Raw genomic sequence first — 18,800 nt, 5'->3', positions numbered from 1 at the left:
CCCGCGGCGCCCGCCGGTGCCGCAGCGCCGAGCACAGTCCCGGGCTCGGCGGCCGCAACGCCGCCGCCCAACCGCGCGCAATTCGCTCCGCCGACGGTCACGCCTGCGTTCCAGGCCAGGCCGACAGTCGTCGCACCGCTGCCGCCTCCGCCGCGGCCGCCGCAGCGTGACCTGACACCGCTCGCGATCGGTGCGGGCGTGGTGGCCGGCGTCGTGATCGGCGCGACCATTGCCGACCTCCACAACCAGCGACGCGAGGCCATCGAAGGCGGCCGCACCGTCTACACCGAACCTGATCGCATCATCATCCGCGATCCGGGCGGGCAGGCCTACGTCCGCGGCAACGACCTCTATCGCTTCCGCTATGGCGCCCGCGACATCCGCACCGACACCATCGGCGGCGAAACCCGCACGGTCGTGATCCGTCCTGATGGCAGCGAGGTCATCACCGTGGTCGGTCCCGACGGTTCGTTGCTGCGGCGAATCCGCAGGGACCCCGGCGGGCGCGAGATCATCATCATCGACAACAGCTACCGCGATCCGCGGTCGGTCGGCGGCTTCTATGTCGACGTGCCGCCGCCGGTGGTCAACATGCCCTACGATCGCTACATCGTCGACGCTCAGGAGGCATCGCCGGACGTGATCTACCAGACCATGGAGGCACCGCCGGTACAGCGGATCGATCGGCGTTACACGCTCGACGAGATCCGCTACAGCCCCAATGTTCGCATGCAGATGCCGAGCATCGACGTCAACACGATCACCTTCGAGACGGGCTCGTGGACCATCCCGCCGGACCAGGCGGCCCGGCTGCAGGGGATCGCCGACGGTCTCAACCGTGCGATCCAGCGCAACCCGCGCGCGGTGTTCCTGATCGAGGGACACACCGACGCGGTCGGCAACGAGGTCGACAATCTGTCATTGTCGGATCGCCGTGCGCAGTCCGCGGCCGAATTGCTGACCCAGCAGTTCGCCGTGCCGGCGGAGAACCTGACCTCGCAGGGCTATGGCGAGCAGTATCTGAAGGAGCAGACGCAAGGACCGAGCCTGATCAACCGGCGCGTCACCGTCCGCAACATCACGCCGCTGCTCAACGGCGGCCAGGCCTCGCTGCCGCCGCCCCCGCCCGGCACCGCACCGCCGCGCTGAGGCGAAGCACAAATGCAAAATGGCCGGGAGCAATCCCGGCCATTTTTGTTTGGAACGCGTGTCGCCACTACTGCGCCGCAGCGAGTCCAAGCGCATCGACCATCACGCGAAACACTTCGGTGTTGTCCATCGAGCCGTGCACGCGCTCGCTGGCCGGCCCGGTCGCCGTCAGGATGACATCTTCGCCCGAATGCACGCTGGCGCCGATCATCGCCGACAGATTGCCCGGGCGCAGCACCGCACCGGGGACGTCCTTGTATTTGTCGTTGGCCTTGAAGGTCCCGTCGTCACCGGCCTTGACGGTCGGCTCGTTGGGATTGTCGAGCTTCGGCCGGAATGTCTCATAGTGATCGGGCAGGCTGGCCGAGAAGATGGCGAGCCGGCGGCTCACATCGACGCGTGACGGATAGCCCTCCGCATCCGGCGCCGGATAATTGGGAAATCCGGCCTGCTCGTAGACGCCGACGCGCTCGCGCAGCGGCACGTTGGGCGTGGTGCCCATGTCGTCGTTCACCGTGCCGACAAGGCTGTTGGGATGATTGTGGTCCGCCAAGACCAGGATGAGGGTATCGTCGCCGCGCGCCCGTGCCCATTCGCGCGTCTGGCGGACGGCATTGTCGAGCATGATCGTGTCGTAGACCGCCCGCTCCATGTCGAGCAGGTGCGCATATTTGTCGATCAGTCCGGACTCGACCATCAGGAAGAAGCCGGTCTCGTTCTTCGAGAGGATGTTCAACGCCGCCTGCACCTGCTCGGTCAAATCAGGCTGCTCGGGAAATTTCTTCACGCCGCCGCCTTTGAGGAATTTGCGGTCGAGCACGCCATCCATGTTGCCGGTCGCGAACAGGCCGAGCAGCTTGCTTGTCTCCGGCTTTGCGGCCAAGGCCCCGAGCTCGCTCGCGGTCGTCGCAACCTGATAGCCGGCCTCGCGGAACTTCGCGATGTAGTCGGCTTCGTCCTTGCGTTTGGAGCCGGCCGCGGACTTCGGCAGAAAATTCGCGCTGCCGCCACCCATCAGCACATCCGGCTTCGCCGCGAAAAACTGCTCGACGATCTCGTCATAGGCGGCGCGCCGGCGGGTGTGCGCAACCATCGCGGCCGGCGTCGCGTCTTCGATCTCGGTGTTGGTGACGATGCCGATCGCCATGCCGTGCCGCCGCCTGGCAAGACTCGTGATGGTTTCGACGCGGGGATCGTCGAACGGGCTTGCGGTGCGGTCCGCATAGACGCCCAGGGCGTTGACGGCGCTCTTGTGACCGGTCGCATAGGCGCTGGCCGAGTTCGCGGAGTCCGTGATGATCGAGTCCGAGCCCGCGGTCGCCACCAGCGCCATGTGAGGCATGTCATCGATCGCGAGCTTGCCGCGGCTCTTGCCCTCCGCAATCCCCTTGGACAGGATTCGCGCCGCGACCCGATGCGCCGGCGACATGCCGTCGCCGATGAACAGGATGACGTTCTTCGCCTTGCGCGGACCCGTGTCGTAAACCGTCCATGCGACGCTGCGCTGCTGCGTGCCGTCGCTGACATCCACCGTGACGGTGCCGGGCTTGGTCAGCGTGACGTCGCGCAAAATCAGCGCCGACTGGTCCTTGCCGTCCTCGCGATCGATGAAGGTCCCGCTACGTCCGAACGCGGCAGCATAGTCCGCGCCGTTCACGGTCACCTTCAGCCTGGCCGGATCGACCGGCCCGGGAAACTCGACCTTGAAGTCGAACCGGGCGCCGGCCAGGATCTCGGCACGATCGATCGGATAGATCGCCTGCGCCGACAGCGACGTTGTCCAACAGAGGACGATGAGTGAGGCGAGTGCCGATCCCTTGACCATGCGCGATGCTCCGTAATCCCGTTTCCGACAGGAGCGGAACCCTAGCGGCCGCGCATGACATCGTCATTATGCGCGTAGCCCGGATGGAGCGAAGCGCAATCCGGGAATCTAGCGGCTGGACGAGAGGCCCCGGATTTCGCTTCGCTCCATCCGCGCTACAAGATCAACCCTTGTCGCTCTCGAGCCGGAAGATCTGCGAGCCTTCGCTGCCCGACAGCAGGCCCGTGTCCGTGTAGAGCTTCAGCTTGGTGCGCGTGTCGGCGATGTCGAGATTGCGCATGGTGAGCTGACCGATGCGATCGGCCGGCGTGAATGCCGCGTCCTCCACCTTCTCCATGCTGAGCCGTTCCGGCGCATAGGTCAGGTTCGGACTCTCGGTGTTGAGGATCGAATAGTCGTTGCCGCGGCGCAGCTCCAGCGTCACCTCGCCGGTGACGGCGCGCGCGACCCAGCGCTGCGCGGTCTCGCGCAGCATCAGGGCCTGCGAATCGAACCAGCGGCCCTGATAGAGCAGGCGACCGAGGCGCATGCCGCTGATGCGGTATTGCTCGATAGTATCCTCGTTATGGATGCCGGTGACGAGGCGCTCATAGGCGATGTGCAGCAGCGCCATCCCGGGCGCCTCGTAGATACCGCGGCTCTTTGCCTCGATGATGCGGTTCTCGATCTGGTCGCTCATGCCGAGTCCGTGGCGGCCGCCGATCGCATTGGCTTCGAGGAACAATGCGACGGGATCGCTGAAGGTCTGGCCGTTCAGCGCAGTCGGCTGGCCTTCCTCGAAACGCACCACGACCTTCTCGGCCTTGACGTTGCAGTCGTCACGCCAGAACGGCACACCCATGATCGGGTTGACGATCTTGATGCCGCTGTCGAGGCTTTCGAGATCCTTCGCTTCGTGCGTGGCGCCGAGCAGGTTGCTGTCGGTCGAGTACGCCTTCTCCGCGCTCATCTTGTAGGCGAAGCCCTGCGCCGTCATGAACGCCGACATCTCGGCGCGACCGCCGAGCTCGTCGATGAATTGCTGGTCGAGCCAGGGCTTGTAGATGCGCAGGCTCGGATTGGTGAGCAGGCCGTAGCGGTAGAAGCGCTCGATGTCGTTGCCCTTGAAGGTCGAGCCGTCGCCCCAGATGTTGACGCCGTCTTCCTTCATCGCCGCGACCAGCATCGTGCCGGTGACGGCGCGCCCGAGCGGCGTGGTGTTGAAATAGGTGATGCCGCCGGTCGAGATGTGGAAGGCGCCCGACTGGATCGCGGCGATGCCTTCGTGGACGAGCTGCGTGCGGCAGTCGACGAGCACCGCCTTCTCGGCACCGAACGCCTCGGCCTTGCGCGGGATCTCGTTGTAGTCGGCTTCATCGGGCTGGCCGAGATTGGCCGTGTAGGCGTAGCAGCGCGCGCCCTTCTGCTTCATCCAGAGCAGCGCCGCGCTGGTATCCAGACCGCCCGAAAACGCGATGCCGACTTTCTCACCCTTGGGCAGGCTTTTCAGGATCGTGGTCATGGGGCTTCCAATCGGGTCTCAAGGGGCTGATGGCGTTTGTGGGTTGACCGCGCGAATATCAAATTTCGCACGCCTCGGCACGCATTTAATGGCTCAAATCGACGGCTCGGGGCCCGTCTTGCGGCCGAACAGGCGCTGGCGGAGCCGGTAGGCGGGCATGTTCAGCCGGGTCAGGGCGGCATCGACCGCCTCGTCCGAGAACCGGGTCCGCGGCCAGCGGTAAATCAGCGCGTAGGCGAACCAGATCACGACGAAGGTGACGAGGCCGGCGATCGAGACATCGGTGAAGAAGTGGCCGCCGAAGGCCATCCGCAGCCCGCTGGTGACCATGCCGAACACAACCGCACCGGCATAGGCGAGCGGTCGCCATGCCGGCGGCGCCAGCGCAGCCGGCGCCAGCGTCCAGAACGCGGTCGCGCCCTCGCCCGAGAAGAACGAGCAGTTGCGGGCGCAATCGCCGCGCGGATCCCACCACGGCACGAATTGCTGGTCGCCGGCAAACTCAGTCACCACCACCGGACGCGGCCGGCCCCAGTAGGTCTTGAAGGTGAGATTGGTGAGGATGCCCGCCGACAGCGTCAATGTCACCAGCAGGAAGATGATCGCGCGCCCCGACACCATCAAGGGACGGTCGGGCCGGACCATCTTGGCCACGAGCGCCACGAGCGACGGCAGCGCGAATGCCCAGGCGATCCACATTGCGGCGTCACGCGCAACGCCGGCCCAGCCGACCAGCTTGAGCGGAAATGTCTTCGTCTCGGGGTCAAAGAACAGCGCGGCGAGCTTGAGATCGAGTTCGGGATAGAGGCCGAAAACGACGCCGATCACGAGCCACAGCGCCAGGCCGATAAAGAGTCCAGTCCGGTTCATGGCGCGCGGTTTAGCGGAGTGGGGCGGGGATGGAAACCCCGTGCGAGATGCCCCATCCTCCCCTGGAGGGGAGGATCGGGTCGCATGCAGCGAAGCGAAATGCGAACCGAGGTGGGGTGAAGCCGAGCAAACGGTACATCCACCAACGTCCCGCGCGTAGGTCGACAAAAATGGGACACCACCATCCGGGATAGTCTGTCACCCCGCCCCGCTCGCGCGACGCGCGATCGACCCTCCCCCTCCAGGGACCCTCCAGGGGAGGGTAAAATCACCGCGCATCCGGCCGCGAATTCGACGGCAGCGGCGGAGGCGGCTTGTGCGGGGGCGGCGGATTGCGCCAGGCGCCGGCGTTGCGGCCGGCGATCAGCCAGTAGACCACGCCGGAGACGATGCCCGCGCCGGTCATGATCTCCAGATGCCGCCGCACGATGCCTTCGAACTGGAGCGTATCGGAGTGAAAGGGAATGAGGCCGAGATAGCAGGCGAGACCGACAAGGCCACCGCCAACGGCATAGGCCAGTGCGCTGCGGATGTAGAGCGCTTCGGTGATCGCGACGATCACCGCGGCCGGAACCAGCGCAAAGCCCGAGACGAAGATGAAGCCGAAGCCGAGCAGGATGTCGATCGCGCCCTGATCGACGGGACCGGCGCCGAGATCGGCGAATTCCGGAAACAGCAGCGCGACGACGACGATCATCCCGCCGACGAAGCAGGCGGCGAGAAAGCCGATGAAGATGACGATGAGGCGGCCGATCAGGGACATGCCAAAAATGCCAACTCAGCCGTCATTGCGAGGAGCCACCCGGTCCCGCCTCCGGCGGGCCGGATGACAGGCTCCGCGACGAAGCCATCCAGACTGTCTCAACGGAAAGATTCTGGATTGCTTCGCTGCGCTCGCAATGACGAGGATGCGAGAGCGCGAGCATGATCCATCAATCCGTCATCGCCATGGCGCGCAGCGCCTGACGTTCGCGGGCCGAGAGCTTCTCGGTCTCCGATTTGAGCTGGCCGCAGGCGGCGAGGATGTCGCGGCCGCGCGGGGTGCGCACCGGCGAGGAGTAGCCGGCGTTGAAGATGTATTCGGAGAATTTTTCGATCTGGTCCCAGTCCGAACATTCATAGGCCGTGCCGGGCCAGGGATTGAACGGGATCAGGTTGATCTTGGCGTGAATGCCCTTGAGCAGCTTCACCAGCAGCTTTGCATCATCGAGCGAATCGTTGACGCCCTTGAGCATCACATATTCGAAGGTGATGCGGCGTGCATTCGAGGCGCCGGGATAGTCGCGGCAGGCCTGCAGCAGTTCCTTGATCGGATATTTGCGGTTGAGCGGCACCAGCTCGTTGCGCAGCTCGTCGCGCACCGCATGCAGCGAGATCGCGAGCATGACGCCGATCTCGTCGCCCGCGCGCACGATGTTCGGCACCACGCCCGAGGTCGACAGCGTGATGCGGCGACGGGAGATGCCGATGCCTTCATTGTCGCCGACGATCAGCAGCGCGTCGCGCACCGCGTCGAAATTGTAGAGCGGCTCGCCCATGCCCATCATCACGATGTTGGTGACGCGGCGCGTGCCGTCCTCGCGATCGGCCCAGTCATTGAGGCGGTCGCGCGCCACCATCACCTGTCCGACGATCTCGCCGGCGGTGAGGTTGCGCACCAGCCGCTGCGTGCCGGTGTGACAGAAGGAGCAGTTCAGCGTGCAGCCGACCTGGGAAGAGACGCAAAGCGTGCCGCGATCGGTCTCGGGGATGTAGACGCACTCGACTTCATGCGCACGCTCGACATTGTCGCCGCTCGGCAGCCGCAGCAGCCATTTGCGGGTGCCGTCGTTGGAGATCTGCTCGGCCACGACTTCGGGACGGTCGACCGTAAAATGCTGCGCGAGCTCGGCGCGAATGCCCTTCGAGATCGACGTCATATCGTCGAAGCTTTGGGCGCCACGGAAATAGAGCCAGTGCCACAGCTGCTGGACGCGCATCTTGCGCTGCGCGGGCGCAACGCCGATCTCGCCGAGGCGGTCGGCAAGCTCGCTGCGCGACAGGCCGATCAGCGAGGGCCTGGCCGGCGGCACATAGGTTTCGAGCGGTGTCTTCTCCACCAGTATCGCGTTGTGCGGCTCGGTCGTCGGTTGCATCGATAGGCCTAATTGCTGGGTCGTTCCGGGGCAGCTCGAAGACCTGAACCTGGAACCTCAAGATTCCGGGTTCGCGCTTCGCGCGCCCCGGAATGACGAAAGAAAATCTGGAACCGGCCCTATATAGCAACCGGAACGGCCGATTGCGACCTTCTCGCCCGCAGCCTTAACGCCTGCAATCCTGGGCGATCCGGTCGAGCGCCTGGGCGAGGCCCTTCAGCGAAAACGTATCGGTCGTCTCTGTTCCCTTGGCCGAGACACCCTTGACCACGAGATCGGCGGATTTGCGCATGGCCTCGACCATCCGCTCTTCTTCGGCCGCGTTCTTGATCCAGAGGCCGTCGCCCTGCGTGTACATCGCGAAGGCGGCGCCGCCGACCTCGACCGAGGATTCCGAGCCCGGCTTCAGCGCATAGCCGATCATGACCGAGACTTCGTTGTTCACCTTTTCGGCCGGCCGGGTCGAAACGAAGGCATAGGCGGGATCGCGCGGGCGGTTCGGCGGGTTGGTCTTCGACGACGACGGTTTGGCCAGCGCGAAGCAAACCTTCTTGCCGTTCGGTGTGGCCGAATAGGCGCCCCAGGTGCCGAACTGGCCAATCAGGGTCGGCTCCGCGCCGCCCGCAACCGCGGCGGCTGGAGTCACCGGCTTGCTCTCGGGCTTTGCTACTGTCTTTGCAGCCGGATTGGCCGCCGGTGCAGCCGCCTTCGGCGCGGCTTTGGGCGCCGGTTGCGCGGTCTGCGCCCGCGCGGAATCGGTGATTCCCACGGCTATAACGCCCGTCATCAAGGCTAAAATCAGCACCCGCCACATGCTGGAGTGGTTCCCTCAATATTGTGACTGGAAGATGGCCCGGCCGCGCTTTGTCCCCCGGCAGGGATAACCGGGAAAGTCCAATTTGGGAAGGCAGTTAGCGGCTCAGCCTTTGGATCGCGCAGCGCGCTGCTCGGCCCATTGTGCGTCGGTCCAGCGCAACAAATCCTCGGCGCCGGAGCTGCGCAAATGCGCGCCACCGTCGATCACGACCATCTCGCCATTGATGTAACCGGCACGGTCCGAGACCAGGAAGCTGGCGAGGTCGGCGAGCTCACCGTGCTCGCCGGTGCGCCCCATCGGGTTGCGGGCGGTCCAGCCTTCGTCGCGGCCTTCGGGACGGAGCTGCCCCGAGGCGCCCGCGGTCGGGAACGGGCCCGGGGCGATCGCGACGGTGCGGACGCCCTTCGGACCCCACTCGACCGCGAGACTCCTGGTCATCGCCAGCACCGCCGACTTCGCCATCGCCGACGGAACCGTGAAGGCGCGGCCGGTGATGGTCGAGGTCGAGAGGATCGACAGCACGACACCGCCATGCTTGCCGTCGATCCAGCGCTTGCCGGCGGCGAGCGTGCAATACATCGCGCCATGCAGCGTCGGCGCGAGGATCGCGTCGGCAGCGCGAAACGACAGATGCTCGCTCTGCGCGATGAAGGTTGCGGCAGCGTTGTTGACGAGAATATCGAGCGGCGCCTCGCGCCAGATCGCGTCCATCATGCTCTCGACGGCCGCGCCGTCGCGAATATCGCAAGCCATCGTCGTGACCTTGCCGCCGGTCTGCGCGCGCATCTCGCTCGCCGTCGCTTCCAGCCGGTCGAGCTTGCGGCCGCAGATCACGAGCTCGGCGCCGAGCGCGAGGAAGCGGCGTCCCATCGCGGCGCCGAGGCCGGAGCCGCCGCCGGTGACGAGGATGCGCTTGTCCCTGAGCAGCCCTGTTTCAAACATCGTTTGAATCCTCTTTCCACGTAAGCCGTCATTGCGCGGAGCGAAGCGACGAAGCAATCCAGACTATTTCCGCGGGACGGGCTCTGGATTGCTTCGCTTCGCTCGCAATGACGAGGATAAGCCGGCGCGTAGCGTCAGACAAAGAATCCGGATTGTCGCCCGTGCCTAAATCCGGCAAAACCCGATCAACTATAATTCCGCTCGAAACGCCCAGTGCTTACTTCTCAAGAAGGTGCCGCCATGAAAGCCATCCTCTGCTCGCAATATTGCCAACCCGACGATCTCGTGCTTGCCGACGTGCCGGATCCGGTGGCAGGTCCCGGCGAAGCGGTGATCGCGATCAAGGCGGCGGCGCTGAACTTCTTCGACATCCTGATGATTCAGGGCAAGTACCAGATCAAGCCGCCGTTCCCGTTCTCGCCCGCCGCTGAAGTCGCCGGCGTGATCGAGAGCATCGGTCCCGGCGTGACTGATCTGAAGGTCGGCGATCGCGTCGTCGCCTCTTGCGGCCACAATGGCGCGCGCGAAAAGATCGCGCTGCCGGCGGCATCGATCGTCAAGATTCCCGACAATCTCGACTATGACCGCGCGGCCGGCATCATCATCATCTACGGCACCGCGCTGCATGCGCTGGAAGACCGCGCGAGCCCAAAGCCGGGCGAGACGCTCGCGGTGCTGGGCGCAGCCGGCGGCACCGGCTTGGCTGCCTGCGAGCTCGGCAAGCTGATGGGCCTGAAGGTGATCGCCTGCGCCTCGTCGGATGAGAAGCTCGAATTCGCGAAAGCGCACGGCGCCGAGCTGACACTCAACTACGGCAAGGAAGATCTGAAGGAAGGCTTGCGAAAACTCACCGGCGGCAAGGGCGTGGACATCATCTTCGATCCCGTGGGTGGCGCCTATGCCGAGCAGGCACTGCGCTCGATCGCCTGGGAAGGCCGCTTCCTGGTCATCGGTTTTGCCGCCGGCGACATTCCGAAGATGCCGCTGAACCTCGCGCTGCTGAAGGGCTGCGACATCCGTGGCGTGTTCTGGGGCGCATGGACCCGGCTCAACCCGGCCAAGAACCGCGCCAATCTCGAGAAGCTCGTGAAGTGGACCGCGGAAGGAAAGATTTCCTCGCATGTCGACCGCACCTTCCCGCTGGCACAAACCGCCGACGCGCTGAAGGTTCTGGCGGGACGCCAGGCCATGGGCAAGGTGATCCTGCATCCATGATCATGTGAGCGGCAGCGCTTGCCTGCCACACGCACCCGCCACATATGCGACAGTCGTCGCCCGCCTTCTGCGCAATTGCGTACTGAGGCGGGCGGCCCAGATGTCAGAGACGCCAGAGATTTGAGCCGAGACGCTGCGGCCCACTGGATGCCCCGGGGTTAAAGCCAGCGGAGTCTGGGAAAACCTTCCTCAACCATCACCGCCAAAATCGTGGTGCATTCCCCGGCTCCGCCTCAATCAAACCCAAATATTTCCTGTTTCGCGCAAACCGTTGTCGTTTTTTGGGCTGATTCCCACTGCGTTTTACGGGTTCCATTTGCGGGACACTTTGGACAAAAGCAAGAAGACTTAAGCCGAATTGCCCCTGCGTTGCGTTAGTAATGGGGAGCATGACCATGGAGACGACGGCGCATCGCCCGTCGAAGGAGTCGAAGGCGTTCGACTCTGATCGAGCCACATCACATCCGCCGACCGCATCCTTCATCCGTGCGCGCGCCGCGCGGGCCGATCTTTCGCAGGACGATCCGATTCCACTCTTCCTGTCCGATCCGCTCGGTGCGCCGGACCCGCGCGAATATGCGCCCATTGAGGTGCGCTCCAGAATTGTGCCGCGTGTTCTCGCGGCGGTTCTGACGGCATCCACCGTGGCAGTTCTGGTCACACTGTTTCAGTCCGACTTTCGCGGCCTCTTGGCCGCCAATGCCGGTAGCTGGATGAGCATCGCATCGGAGCAGGCAATGGCGTCCGCCAGCGTGCCGGCCGTACCGCAGACCCCGCAAAGGGATCCGGACCGCGTGACCAACACGAGGCTGGCGAGCGCCGACACGCAGGGTCTCCCTGCACCGTCAACGCCGAGCCGCGAAGCGATCGCGACCGCCTATCAGACGGCGCTGCAAGCCCAGGCACCCGCGCCCGCACCCGTCGCGGCGCCGCCGGCGCCCCCTCCGCCCGCCAAGACGCTCGCCAAGACGCTCGATGCCGACACGCTGGCCGGGCTGATGACACGCGCGAAGAGCCTGTTGAGGATCGGGGATATTGTTGCAGCCCGCCTGCTGCTCGAGCGCTCGGCCAATGCACAGGATGCAGAGGCCGCGTTTCTGCTGGCGCAGACCTATGACCCGGCCGTGCTGGGCACCAGCGACGCGCGGAGCATCGCCGGCGACGCGACCGTCGCGCGCGACTGGTACCAGAAGGCCGCGGCACTCGGGTCGGCGGAGGCGCGGCAGCGCCTCGCTCAGCTTCAGAACTAGAACTTTTTAGAGGGTATCATGCGTAACGCTTTGGGAATGGCGGTTGCCGCCATCATGACGATCTGTGCCTTCGCGGCACGCGCCGAGCAGACCGAATACGATCCGGCCAAGGTCTCGGACAGCCTGAAGGCCATCTTCCAGTTCGGCTCGACCTCGACCAAGCAGTCGCTGAACGCCAATACGGTCACGCTGATCACCGGCACGATCGGCGGCACCTACGTGCAGTTCGGCGCCGACCTCGCCTCCGTGCTCGACGACGGCAACAAGATCCGCGTGCTGCCAATCGTCGGCCGCGGCTCGGTGCAGAGCGTCGCCGACATTCTGTTCCTGCAAGGCGTCGATCTCGGCATCGTACGGGCGGATACGCTCGACTATCTCGAGCGCAAGGGCTTTGCCAAGGACATCAAGAAGCAGTTCACCTATGTGACCAAGCTCTACAATGAAGAGATGCAGGTGATCGCACCGAAATCGGTCGCGACGCTCAAGGACCTCGAAGGCAAGACCGTCAGCGTCGACCTGCCGAACGGCGGTACCTTCGTCACCGCGCTCACCGTGTTCGAACGGCTCGGGATCAAGGCGAACTTCGTCTATGTCGAGCAGCGCATCGCGATGGAGAAGCTGAAAGCCGGCGAGATCGACGCCGTCATCGTGGTCGGCGGCAAGCCGTACAAGTCAGTGTCGACCTTCAGCAATGACGGCCGCTTCCACCTCGCGGGGGTCGACTATGCAAAGCCGCTCCAGAGCGACTATCTGCCGGCGACGCTGACCGCCAAGGACTATCCGAACCTGATCAAGGAAGGCGATAACGTGGACACCATCGCGGTGCCGGCGGTGCTCGCGGCCTACAACTGGGCGCCCAACACCGACCGTTACCGTAAGCTTGCGCTGTTCGTGGATGCGTTCTTCACGAAATTCCCGACCCTGCAGAACCCGCCTTTCCATCCCAAGTGGAAGGAAGTCTCGCTCCCGGCACCTCTGACGGGCTGGAACAGATTGCCGGTGGCGCAGCAATGGCTCGACAAGCACGGCGTCGAACCGGTGACCCGGCAGCGCTTCGAGGCGTTCCTCAAGCAGAACCCCGCGGCCCAGAAGGTGTCGGACGCAGACAGGGAAGCGCTGTTCAAGCAATTCCAGGCGTGGGACGCGGGGAACGCGCGGGCGGAGAAGAAGTAACGAGCGGCATTGCGGCCGATGGTGTCGCAAGCGGCACCCACACACTCGCTGTCATCGCCCGGCTTGAGCGGGCGATCCAGTACTCCGTGACGTCAGTGATTGAATCGAGAGGCCGCGGCGTACTGGATTCCCCGCCTGCCGCCTACGCTAAAGCTTCGGCGGCCCTGGACCGCAACCCCGGCGAAGCCTTGGCGTAGCCGGGTCGCGGGGAATGACAGCGGTACGCTCGGCCTACGCTCCTATACCTCATCCACCCCGCGCTTCAGCACGGCGCGGGCGGCTTCGCGGTGCTCCGTCGTGATGTGGCCGGCGACCATACGGATGGCGGTGGCGAGCACGGCGGCGTCATCAGTGAAGCCGAGGATCGGCATCACGTCGGGAACGAAATCGAACGGCAGGATGAAATAGGCGATCGCCCCGAGCAGCGACGCCTGGACATGGCGCGGCGTCTGCCGGTCGAACGCACAATAATAGGCCGCGAGCAGGTCTTCCGCGAACGGCAATTGCGCGGCGACACGCTTCAGCTTGCGCCAGAAACGGCGGCGCACGCTCTCATGATCCTCCGCGAGCCGATCGGCCGGCTCGAAGCCGATGCTGTGTTCGGCAGCCATGTTCGACAAACTCCCCGTTCAGCCAGGGCCGGCAGATGGCCGCATCTCCTGCTGATCACAACATGGGGATGCAGCCGATCCTCGCAAGATGTCAGGTAGCTGTCAGCTTGGCGATCGTGTTCATCGTCCTGGCGAGCTCGATGTCGAGCTTGGTGACGCCGCCGGCGTCATGGGTCGCCAGCACCACCTCCACCGTCTTGTAGACGTTGCGCCATTCGGGGTGGTGATCCATTTTCTCGGCAACCAGCGCCGCGCGGGTCATGAACCCGAACGCCTCGTTGAAATCCTTGAAGACAAAGGTCTTCCCGATGGCGTCGCGGCCCTGAACCTCGGTCCAGCCCGGTATGGCGCCCAGTGCCTGCTTGCGTGCTTCCGCCGTCAGCCGCTCTGCCATGATCGCCTCCATTTTCAGGGGAACTTTACCCTAACACCGTGCATATGGCCCTGGTTCAGACCGGATTTCGTCCATCCGCTAACCATGACGGAGATGTAACCCCTCGGGACAAGAAATTTGCTATGATTGCGGGTGTAAATCGCCGGCCAAAATGAAACTGAGCCTCAAGCGCCTGTTTGGGAGATCGATGACCGGGGGATTGGACCTGGCCGAAGCGCCCACCCCGCCTTCGCCGCGATCAGCGGCGCGGAGGACGGCGCTCGTATCTCTGGCGCTGGTGCTTGCGATCATCGGCGCGCTCGTCGGCGGCTACTATTTTGCGATGCGGCCGGTGACGCTGAAGATCGCGGTCGGTCCGGCCAATAGCGACGACCTCAAGGTCGTGCAGGCGCTGACGCAGGCATTCGCGCAGCACAAGAGCTATGTGCGGCTACGCCCGATCCAGACCGACGGCGCCACCGCCAGCGCCGATGCGCTCGCGGAAAACAAGGCCGATCTCGCCATCGTGCGCGGCGACGTCGACGTGCCGAAGAACGCGCAAGCCGTCGCGACCCTGCGCAAGAACGTCGTGGTGCTGTGGTCCGTGCCCGGCAAAGGCAAGAAGAAGGGCGCGAAGATCACCAAGATCGCGCAGCTCGCCGGCCATCGCGTCGGGGTGATCGGCCGAACCCAGGCCAACGTCAATTTGCTCAAGGTGATCCTCCAGCAATACGGCGTCGATCCCGCCAAGGTCGAGGTCATACAGTTCCCGGCCAATGAAGCCGCCGAGGCGATCAAGGCCCAGAAGGCCGATGCCTATCTCGCAGCCGGCCCCGTCAACAGCAAGATCACGTCGGATGCGATCGCGGCTTCCGCCAAGGACAGCGGCACGCCGACCTTCCTCGCGATCGATTCCGCGGACGCGATCGCGCAAAACCATCCCGTCTACGAAGCAGCGGAGATTCCCGCCGGCACCTATGGCGGCTCCCCCGATCGCCCCGATGACGAGGTCAAGACCATCAGCTTCTCGCACCACATCGTGGCGCGCAAAGGTGTGTCCGACACCACCATCGCGGCGTTCACGCGCCAGCTCTTCGCCGTGCGCCAGCAACTGGTGGCGGAATTCCCGATGGCGGCGAAGATCGAGACGCCCGACACCGACAAGGATGCGGTGATCCCCGTGCATCCGGGCGCCGCCGCCTTTGTCGACGGCGAGGAAAAGACCTTCCTCGACAAATACAGCGATTACATCTGGTGGACCCTGATGGCGCTCTCGGCGATGGGCTCGCTCGGCGCCTGGTTCGCGGGCTACCTCAAGAAGGACGAGCGCGACAACAACAGCCATTTGCGCGACCGCCTGTTCGACATGATCGCGGCGGCGCGCAAGAGCGAGACGACCGAAGAGCTCGACCAGATGCAAACCGAGGCTGACGAAATCTTGCGCGACACGCTACGCTGCTTCGATCACGGCGCCATCGAAGAGGGCGGGCTCACCGCCATCAACATCGTGCTCGATCAGTTCCACGCCGCCGTCGCCGATCGCAAGGCCGTGCTGTTTGCCATGCCGCAAAGCCTGCAGCGCGCAGGCGCGCAATTCAGGGCCGCCGGCAACGCCTAAACGCTTGCCGCGTTATTGCTGCGTCATACTGTCTCAGTATAGCTTTCGCTGTCATTCCGGAGCGCGCGCAGCGCGAATCCGGAATCTCGAGATTCCGGGTCCGGTCCTTCGGACCGTCCCGGAATGACGACGCGAGATGCGCACGAGACAAAAGGCGAAGCCGCCATGAACATCAAATTCTCCCGCCGCCGCTTCCTCACCACCGGCGCCGGTGCGCTCGGCGCGATCGCGATGCCCCATCTTTCGCGCGCGGCCGACCGGCCGGCGGTTACGCATGGCGTGCAGTCCGGCGACGTCACGGTCGACGGTGGCGTGGTCTGGGCGCGCACTGACCGGCCATCGCAGATGCTGGTCGAGGTGGCCACGACCGAGTCCTTCAAGGACGCCCGCGCGCTGCCGCCGATCGCGGCGCTGCCGGAGAGCGACTTCACCGCGAAGATGCTGATCGAGAACCTGCCGGGCGGACAGGACATCTTCTATCGCGTCCGCTTTCGCGACCTCTCACACAGCGCGATCGAGGGCGAAGCTGTCATCGGCCGCTTCCGCACTGCGCCCGCCGACCGTCGCGACGTCAGCTTCGTCTGGGGCGGCGACGTCGCAGGGCAAGGCTGGGGCATCAATCCCGATGATGGCGGCATGTTCACCTTCTCCGCGATGCGCAAGCATCGCCCGGATTTCTTCCTGCATTCCGGCGACACGATCTATGCCGACGGTCCGATCGAATCCGAAGTGAAGCTCACCGACGGCAAGATCTGGAAGAACGTCACCATCCCCGAAAAGGCCAAGGTCGCGGAGACGCTGGACGAGTACCGCGCCGCGCACAAATACAATCTCACCGACGACAACGTCCGCGCCTTCAATGCCGAAGTGCCGATCTTCGTGCAGTGGGACGACCATGAGGTGACCAACAACTGGTCGCTGTCGAAGGAGTTGCCGGCGTCCTACAAGGTGCGCGACATCTCGCTGCTGGCGGCCCGCGCCGGCCGCGCCTTCCACGAGATGTATCCGATGCGGGAGAGCATCGTTGAGCCGGGCCGGGTCTATCGCCAGATCTCCTATGGCCCGCATCTCGACGTGTTCGTGCTCGACGAGCGCAGCTATCGCGGCCCGAACGGCGCCAATCTCGAAGCCGCTTACGGGCCCGCCAGCTACTTCCTCGGCCCGGACCAGATCGCCTGGCTCAAGCGCGGCCTCCTCAACTCGCGCGCCACATGGAAAGTGATCGCCTCCGACATGCCGCTCAGCCTCGTCGTCTCGGACACGCCGAAGGGCGGATCGGAAGCCATTGCGCAGGGCGACGGCCCGGTGCGCGGCCGCGAGTTCGAGATCGCCGACATTCTGCGCTTCATCAAGATGGCGCCGATCAACAACACGGTGTGGCTGACCGCGGACGTGCACTACGCCGCCGCGCATTATTACGATCCGAACAAGGCGCAATTCCAGGAGTTCGAGCCGTTCTGGGAATTCGTGTCGGGCCCGCTGCATGCGGGCACCTTTGGTCCAAATGCGCTCGACAACACCTTTGGACCGGAGGTGCGCTTCGTCAAAGCGCCGGGCAAGGACAACCAGAATCTGCCGCCGTCCGCGGGCATGCAATTCTTCGGTCACGTCAAGATCGACGGCGCATCCGGCCAGATGATGGTGACCTTGCGCGACCGCGCCGACGTCCCGCTGTGGTCGACCACGCTCGATCCGAAATTTGCCTGAAGCCCGGAGAACGCCGACGGGCGATCAGGCGCCGCGCGAGCGCAGCGCGGCCTCCAGCGCGTCGCTCGAGCAGGGCTTTTGCAGCCGCGGCCGTGCCTTGAATTCGGAAGCGATCCGAGCTTCGGCACCGTAGCCCGTCACGAAGACGAAGGGAATCTGCGCTGCCGCCAGCCGGTCGGCGACGGCAAAGCTATTCTCGCGGCCGAGCTCGACGTCGAGCAACGCGAAATCCGGCGCGCGCGCTGCGATCGCCGCCAGCGCCTGCGCCACCGACCCCGCGGTTCGCACGCTCTTCACGCCAAATCCGAGCAGGCGATCCTCGAAATCGATCGCAATGATCGGATCGTCCTCAACGATCAGAACATCGGCGGGCATGCCGGTCGATCCGTCCGGGGAAGCAGGTATCATGATGGTGGATATCGAGGGCTGCATGTTCTTACCGATCGAGGACAGTCTCATCCCGATGCCTGCGCCCAGCGCATCGGAGGGTTCCAGGAACGAAACTCACCACAGAACAGTTTTCACGTCTGTCCACTTGTGCACATAGCCCATGATCGGACCTCGCTAGTGTTGAAAGGAGAGCAGGGGATTTACGATGGACGCCCGTATCAGCAAGACAACCGAGATCGGCAGCCGGCCGGCCAACAATCTGCTGCGGCGCTTGAGTCCGGCTGATTACGCGCTGCTGGCACCGCACGTCACCCTGGACACCGCCGGGGCCAACGAGCTGCTCTACAGTCCCGGCGACGATGTCCAGGTCGTGCACTTTCCCTGCGGGCCGTCGCTCGCGACATTTCTCGTTCCCAATGAGGACGGCCGCGACGTCGAGACCATCCTGGTCGGGCGCGAAGGCGCAGTGGGCGGCATCGTCAGCGAGGGATTTTTGCCGGCCTATACCCGCATCTGCGTGAAATTCGGCGGACCATTCGCGCGCATTCACGTCGCCAAGCTGGAAGCTGCCAAGATGCGCTCGGCCTCGCTGCGCAACATCTTCGCCCGCTATGCCGACTGCATGCTGGCGCAGATCTTCCAGTCCACCGCCTGCAACGCCATCCACTCCATCGAACAGCGTACGGCAAAGTGGATCATTGCGGCGATGGAGCGGACCGGCGACGAGAGCAGCGTGCCGCTGACGCATGAGCAGCTTGCGACGCTGCTCGGGGTCGGCCGCAGCTATGCGAGCCGCGTGCTCCAGTCGTTCAAGGCCGAGGGCGTGCTCGATACCCGGCGCGGCGCGATCCTGGTCCGCAATCTCGACGGCTTGCGCCTGCGCGCCTGCCTGTGCAACGACGCGGTGAAGATGCACTTCGAGGAGGTGCTGCGCGGGGTCTATCCGACCGAGGAGGCGGACCTGAGCTCCGCGCAGGGCTGATCGAGGCGGCCGCCGGCCGAACAAGGGCCGGTTTGACACCGGATTGTCACTAAGCCCCGGGGATTCCCGGGCAAAATTCAATCAACCAAGGCCCAAAGAACACATTGTTTTTTGGCGGTTTTTGCATATATTGCGCCGCAACGCGTAGGGTGCCTGGTCGAGATGGCCGGGCGGCCCTTTTTGGGCGGAAAGCGCCCGTTTCCAGTCTTCCAGCGTTATTTCGAGAAGAGGTCCCGGTCTGA

At 64.6% G+C, this 18,800-nt stretch carries 17 protein-coding genes; 7 read left to right on the top strand and 10 right to left on the bottom strand.

Going from position 1 to position 18,800, the window contains the following annotated elements:
* Nucleotides 1–1,149, top strand: a 1,149-nt coding sequence (locus OWC48_RS22080; RefSeq protein WP_282521831.1) for an OmpA family protein, incomplete at its 5' end; no start/stop codon positions are given.
* 67 nt (nt 1,150–1,216) lie between these two features.
* Here the strand turns inward: OWC48_RS22080 and OWC48_RS22075 are convergent.
* The 7 genes from OWC48_RS22075 to OWC48_RS22045 form a co-directional block, all read right to left on the bottom strand.
* The gene (locus tag OWC48_RS22075; RefSeq protein ID WP_282521830.1) at nt 1,217–2,974 is read right to left on the bottom strand and encodes an alkaline phosphatase; all 1,758 of its coding nucleotides are present in this window, start codon (nt 2,972–2,974) and stop codon (nt 1,217–1,219) included.
* A gap of 163 nt (nt 2,975–3,137) precedes the next feature.
* On the bottom strand, nt 3,138–4,475 hold the full coding sequence (gene argG, locus OWC48_RS22070) for an argininosuccinate synthase (RefSeq protein ID WP_166346871.1): 1,338 nt from the start codon (nt 4,473–4,475) through the stop codon (nt 3,138–3,140).
* A gap of 93 nt (nt 4,476–4,568) precedes the next feature.
* The gene (locus OWC48_RS22065; RefSeq protein ID WP_282521829.1) at nt 4,569–5,345 is read right to left on the bottom strand and encodes a phosphatase PAP2 family protein; all 777 of its coding nucleotides are present in this window, start codon (nt 5,343–5,345) and stop codon (nt 4,569–4,571) included.
* Between the two features lie 268 nt (nt 5,346–5,613).
* Nucleotides 5,614–6,108: a hypothetical protein gene (locus OWC48_RS22060; RefSeq protein WP_282521828.1), complete on the bottom strand. Its 495-nt coding sequence runs from the start codon at nt 6,106–6,108 to the stop codon at nt 5,614–5,616.
* A gap of 169 nt (nt 6,109–6,277) precedes the next feature.
* Complete coding sequence (rlmN, locus tag OWC48_RS22055) at nt 6,278–7,480, bottom strand: 23S rRNA (adenine(2503)-C(2))-methyltransferase RlmN (protein ID WP_071908693.1); 1,203 nt, start codon at nt 7,478–7,480, stop codon at nt 6,278–6,280.
* Nucleotides 7,481–7,646: 166 nt separating this feature from the next.
* Nucleotides 7,647–8,294: an invasion associated locus B family protein gene (locus OWC48_RS22050; RefSeq protein ID WP_282521827.1), complete on the bottom strand. Its 648-nt coding sequence runs from the start codon at nt 8,292–8,294 to the stop codon at nt 7,647–7,649.
* Between the two features lie 105 nt (nt 8,295–8,399).
* Nucleotides 8,400–9,239 carry an SDR family oxidoreductase gene (locus OWC48_RS22045; protein WP_282521826.1) on the bottom strand — a complete coding sequence of 280 codons (840 nt, stop codon included), beginning with the start codon at nt 9,237–9,239 and terminating at the stop codon, nt 8,400–8,402.
* Nucleotides 9,240–9,479: 240 nt separating this feature from the next.
* On the opposite strand from OWC48_RS22045, the gene OWC48_RS22040 reads away from it, so the two are divergent.
* From OWC48_RS22040 to OWC48_RS22030, 3 genes are all read left to right on the top strand, one after another.
* A complete protein-coding gene (locus OWC48_RS22040; protein ID WP_014490699.1) occupies nt 9,480–10,454 on the top strand; it encodes an NADPH:quinone oxidoreductase family protein in 975 nt (324 codons plus the stop codon).
* A 395-nt stretch (nt 10,455–10,849) separates the two neighbouring features.
* Entirely contained in the window at nt 10,850–11,704 is an 855-nt protein-coding gene (locus OWC48_RS22035; RefSeq protein ID WP_282521825.1) for a hypothetical protein, read from the top strand.
* 18 nt (nt 11,705–11,722) lie between these two features.
* Nucleotides 11,723–12,877, top strand: coding sequence for a TAXI family TRAP transporter solute-binding subunit (locus tag OWC48_RS22030; RefSeq protein WP_282521824.1), 1,155 nt, complete (start codon nt 11,723–11,725; stop codon nt 12,875–12,877).
* Between the two features lie 239 nt (nt 12,878–13,116).
* Here the strand turns inward: OWC48_RS22030 and OWC48_RS22025 are convergent, their stop codons facing one another.
* Together OWC48_RS22025 and OWC48_RS22020 are read right to left on the bottom strand one after the other, a co-directional pair.
* On the bottom strand, nt 13,117–13,488 hold the full coding sequence (locus tag OWC48_RS22025) for a YkvA family protein (RefSeq protein WP_282521823.1): 372 nt from the start codon (nt 13,486–13,488) through the stop codon (nt 13,117–13,119).
* Between the two features lie 91 nt (nt 13,489–13,579).
* A complete protein-coding gene (locus tag OWC48_RS22020; RefSeq protein ID WP_282521822.1) occupies nt 13,580–13,882 on the bottom strand; it encodes a 4a-hydroxytetrahydrobiopterin dehydratase in 303 nt (100 codons plus the stop codon).
* A 151-nt stretch (nt 13,883–14,033) separates the two neighbouring features.
* Here OWC48_RS22020 and OWC48_RS22015 point away from each other — a divergent pair, with 151 nt between their 5' ends.
* A complete protein-coding gene (locus tag OWC48_RS22015; RefSeq protein WP_282521821.1) occupies nt 14,034–15,479 on the top strand; it encodes a TAXI family TRAP transporter solute-binding subunit in 1,446 nt (481 codons plus the stop codon).
* Nucleotides 15,480–15,644: 165 nt separating this feature from the next.
* A complete protein-coding gene (locus OWC48_RS22010) occupies nt 15,645–17,186 on the top strand; it encodes an alkaline phosphatase (RefSeq protein WP_282521820.1) in 1,542 nt (513 codons plus the stop codon).
* A 24-nt stretch (nt 17,187–17,210) separates the two neighbouring features.
* Here OWC48_RS22010 and OWC48_RS22005 read toward each other — a convergent pair whose 3' ends face one another.
* Nucleotides 17,211–17,594 (bottom strand): response regulator, encoded by a 384-nt coding sequence (locus tag OWC48_RS22005; protein WP_282521842.1) that lies wholly within the window; start codon nt 17,592–17,594, stop codon nt 17,211–17,213.
* A 187-nt stretch (nt 17,595–17,781) separates the two neighbouring features.
* Here OWC48_RS22005 and OWC48_RS22000 point away from each other — a divergent pair, with 187 nt between their 5' ends.
* Nucleotides 17,782–18,558, top strand: coding sequence for a Crp/Fnr family transcriptional regulator (locus tag OWC48_RS22000; RefSeq protein ID WP_282521819.1), 777 nt, complete (start codon nt 17,782–17,784; stop codon nt 18,556–18,558).
* Nucleotides 18,559–18,800: the final 242 nt, after the last annotated feature.

Origin of the sequence: Bradyrhizobium sp. Arg816, assembly GCF_029989365.1 — a bacterium.
GTDB lineage: Bacteria > Pseudomonadota > Alphaproteobacteria > Rhizobiales > Xanthobacteraceae > Bradyrhizobium.
This window is presented reverse-complemented; position numbering and strand designations above follow the sequence as displayed.

What these genes read in the sequence shown, in the direction of transcription:
- OWC48_RS22075 (WP_282521830.1), bottom strand. Translation starts at nt 2,974, where the DNA reads ATGGTCAAGGGATCGGCACTCGCCTCACTCATCGTCCTCTGTTGGACA.
- argG (WP_166346871.1), bottom strand. Translation starts at nt 4,475, where the DNA reads ATGACCACGATCCTGAAAAGCCTGCCCAAGGGTGAGAAAGTCGGCATC.
- OWC48_RS22065 (WP_282521829.1), bottom strand. Translation starts at nt 5,345, where the DNA reads ATGAACCGGACTGGACTCTTTATCGGCCTGGCGCTGTGGCTCGTGATC.
- OWC48_RS22060 (WP_282521828.1), bottom strand. Translation starts at nt 6,108, where the DNA reads ATGTCCCTGATCGGCCGCCTCATCGTCATCTTCATCGGCTTTCTCGCC.
- rlmN (WP_071908693.1), bottom strand. Translation starts at nt 7,480, where the DNA reads ATGCAACCGACGACCGAGCCGCACAACGCGATACTGGTGGAGAAGACA.
- OWC48_RS22050 (WP_282521827.1), bottom strand. Translation starts at nt 8,294, where the DNA reads ATGTGGCGGGTGCTGATTTTAGCCTTGATGACGGGCGTTATAGCCGTG.
- OWC48_RS22045 (WP_282521826.1), bottom strand. Translation starts at nt 9,239, where the DNA reads ATGTTTGAAACAGGGCTGCTCAGGGACAAGCGCATCCTCGTCACCGGC.
- OWC48_RS22040 (WP_014490699.1), top strand. Translation starts at nt 9,480, where the DNA reads ATGAAAGCCATCCTCTGCTCGCAATATTGCCAACCCGACGATCTCGTG.
- OWC48_RS22035 (WP_282521825.1), top strand. Translation starts at nt 10,850, where the DNA reads ATGGAGACGACGGCGCATCGCCCGTCGAAGGAGTCGAAGGCGTTCGAC.
- OWC48_RS22030 (WP_282521824.1), top strand. Translation starts at nt 11,723, where the DNA reads ATGCGTAACGCTTTGGGAATGGCGGTTGCCGCCATCATGACGATCTGT.
- OWC48_RS22025 (WP_282521823.1), bottom strand. Translation starts at nt 13,488, where the DNA reads ATGGCTGCCGAACACAGCATCGGCTTCGAGCCGGCCGATCGGCTCGCG.
- OWC48_RS22020 (WP_282521822.1), bottom strand. Translation starts at nt 13,882, where the DNA reads ATGGCAGAGCGGCTGACGGCGGAAGCACGCAAGCAGGCACTGGGCGCC.
- OWC48_RS22015 (WP_282521821.1), top strand. Translation starts at nt 14,034, where the DNA reads ATGAAACTGAGCCTCAAGCGCCTGTTTGGGAGATCGATGACCGGGGGA.
- OWC48_RS22010 (WP_282521820.1), top strand. Translation starts at nt 15,645, where the DNA reads ATGAACATCAAATTCTCCCGCCGCCGCTTCCTCACCACCGGCGCCGGT.
- OWC48_RS22005 (WP_282521842.1), bottom strand. Translation starts at nt 17,594, where the DNA reads ATGATACCTGCTTCCCCGGACGGATCGACCGGCATGCCCGCCGATGTT.
- OWC48_RS22000 (WP_282521819.1), top strand. Translation starts at nt 17,782, where the DNA reads ATGGACGCCCGTATCAGCAAGACAACCGAGATCGGCAGCCGGCCGGCC.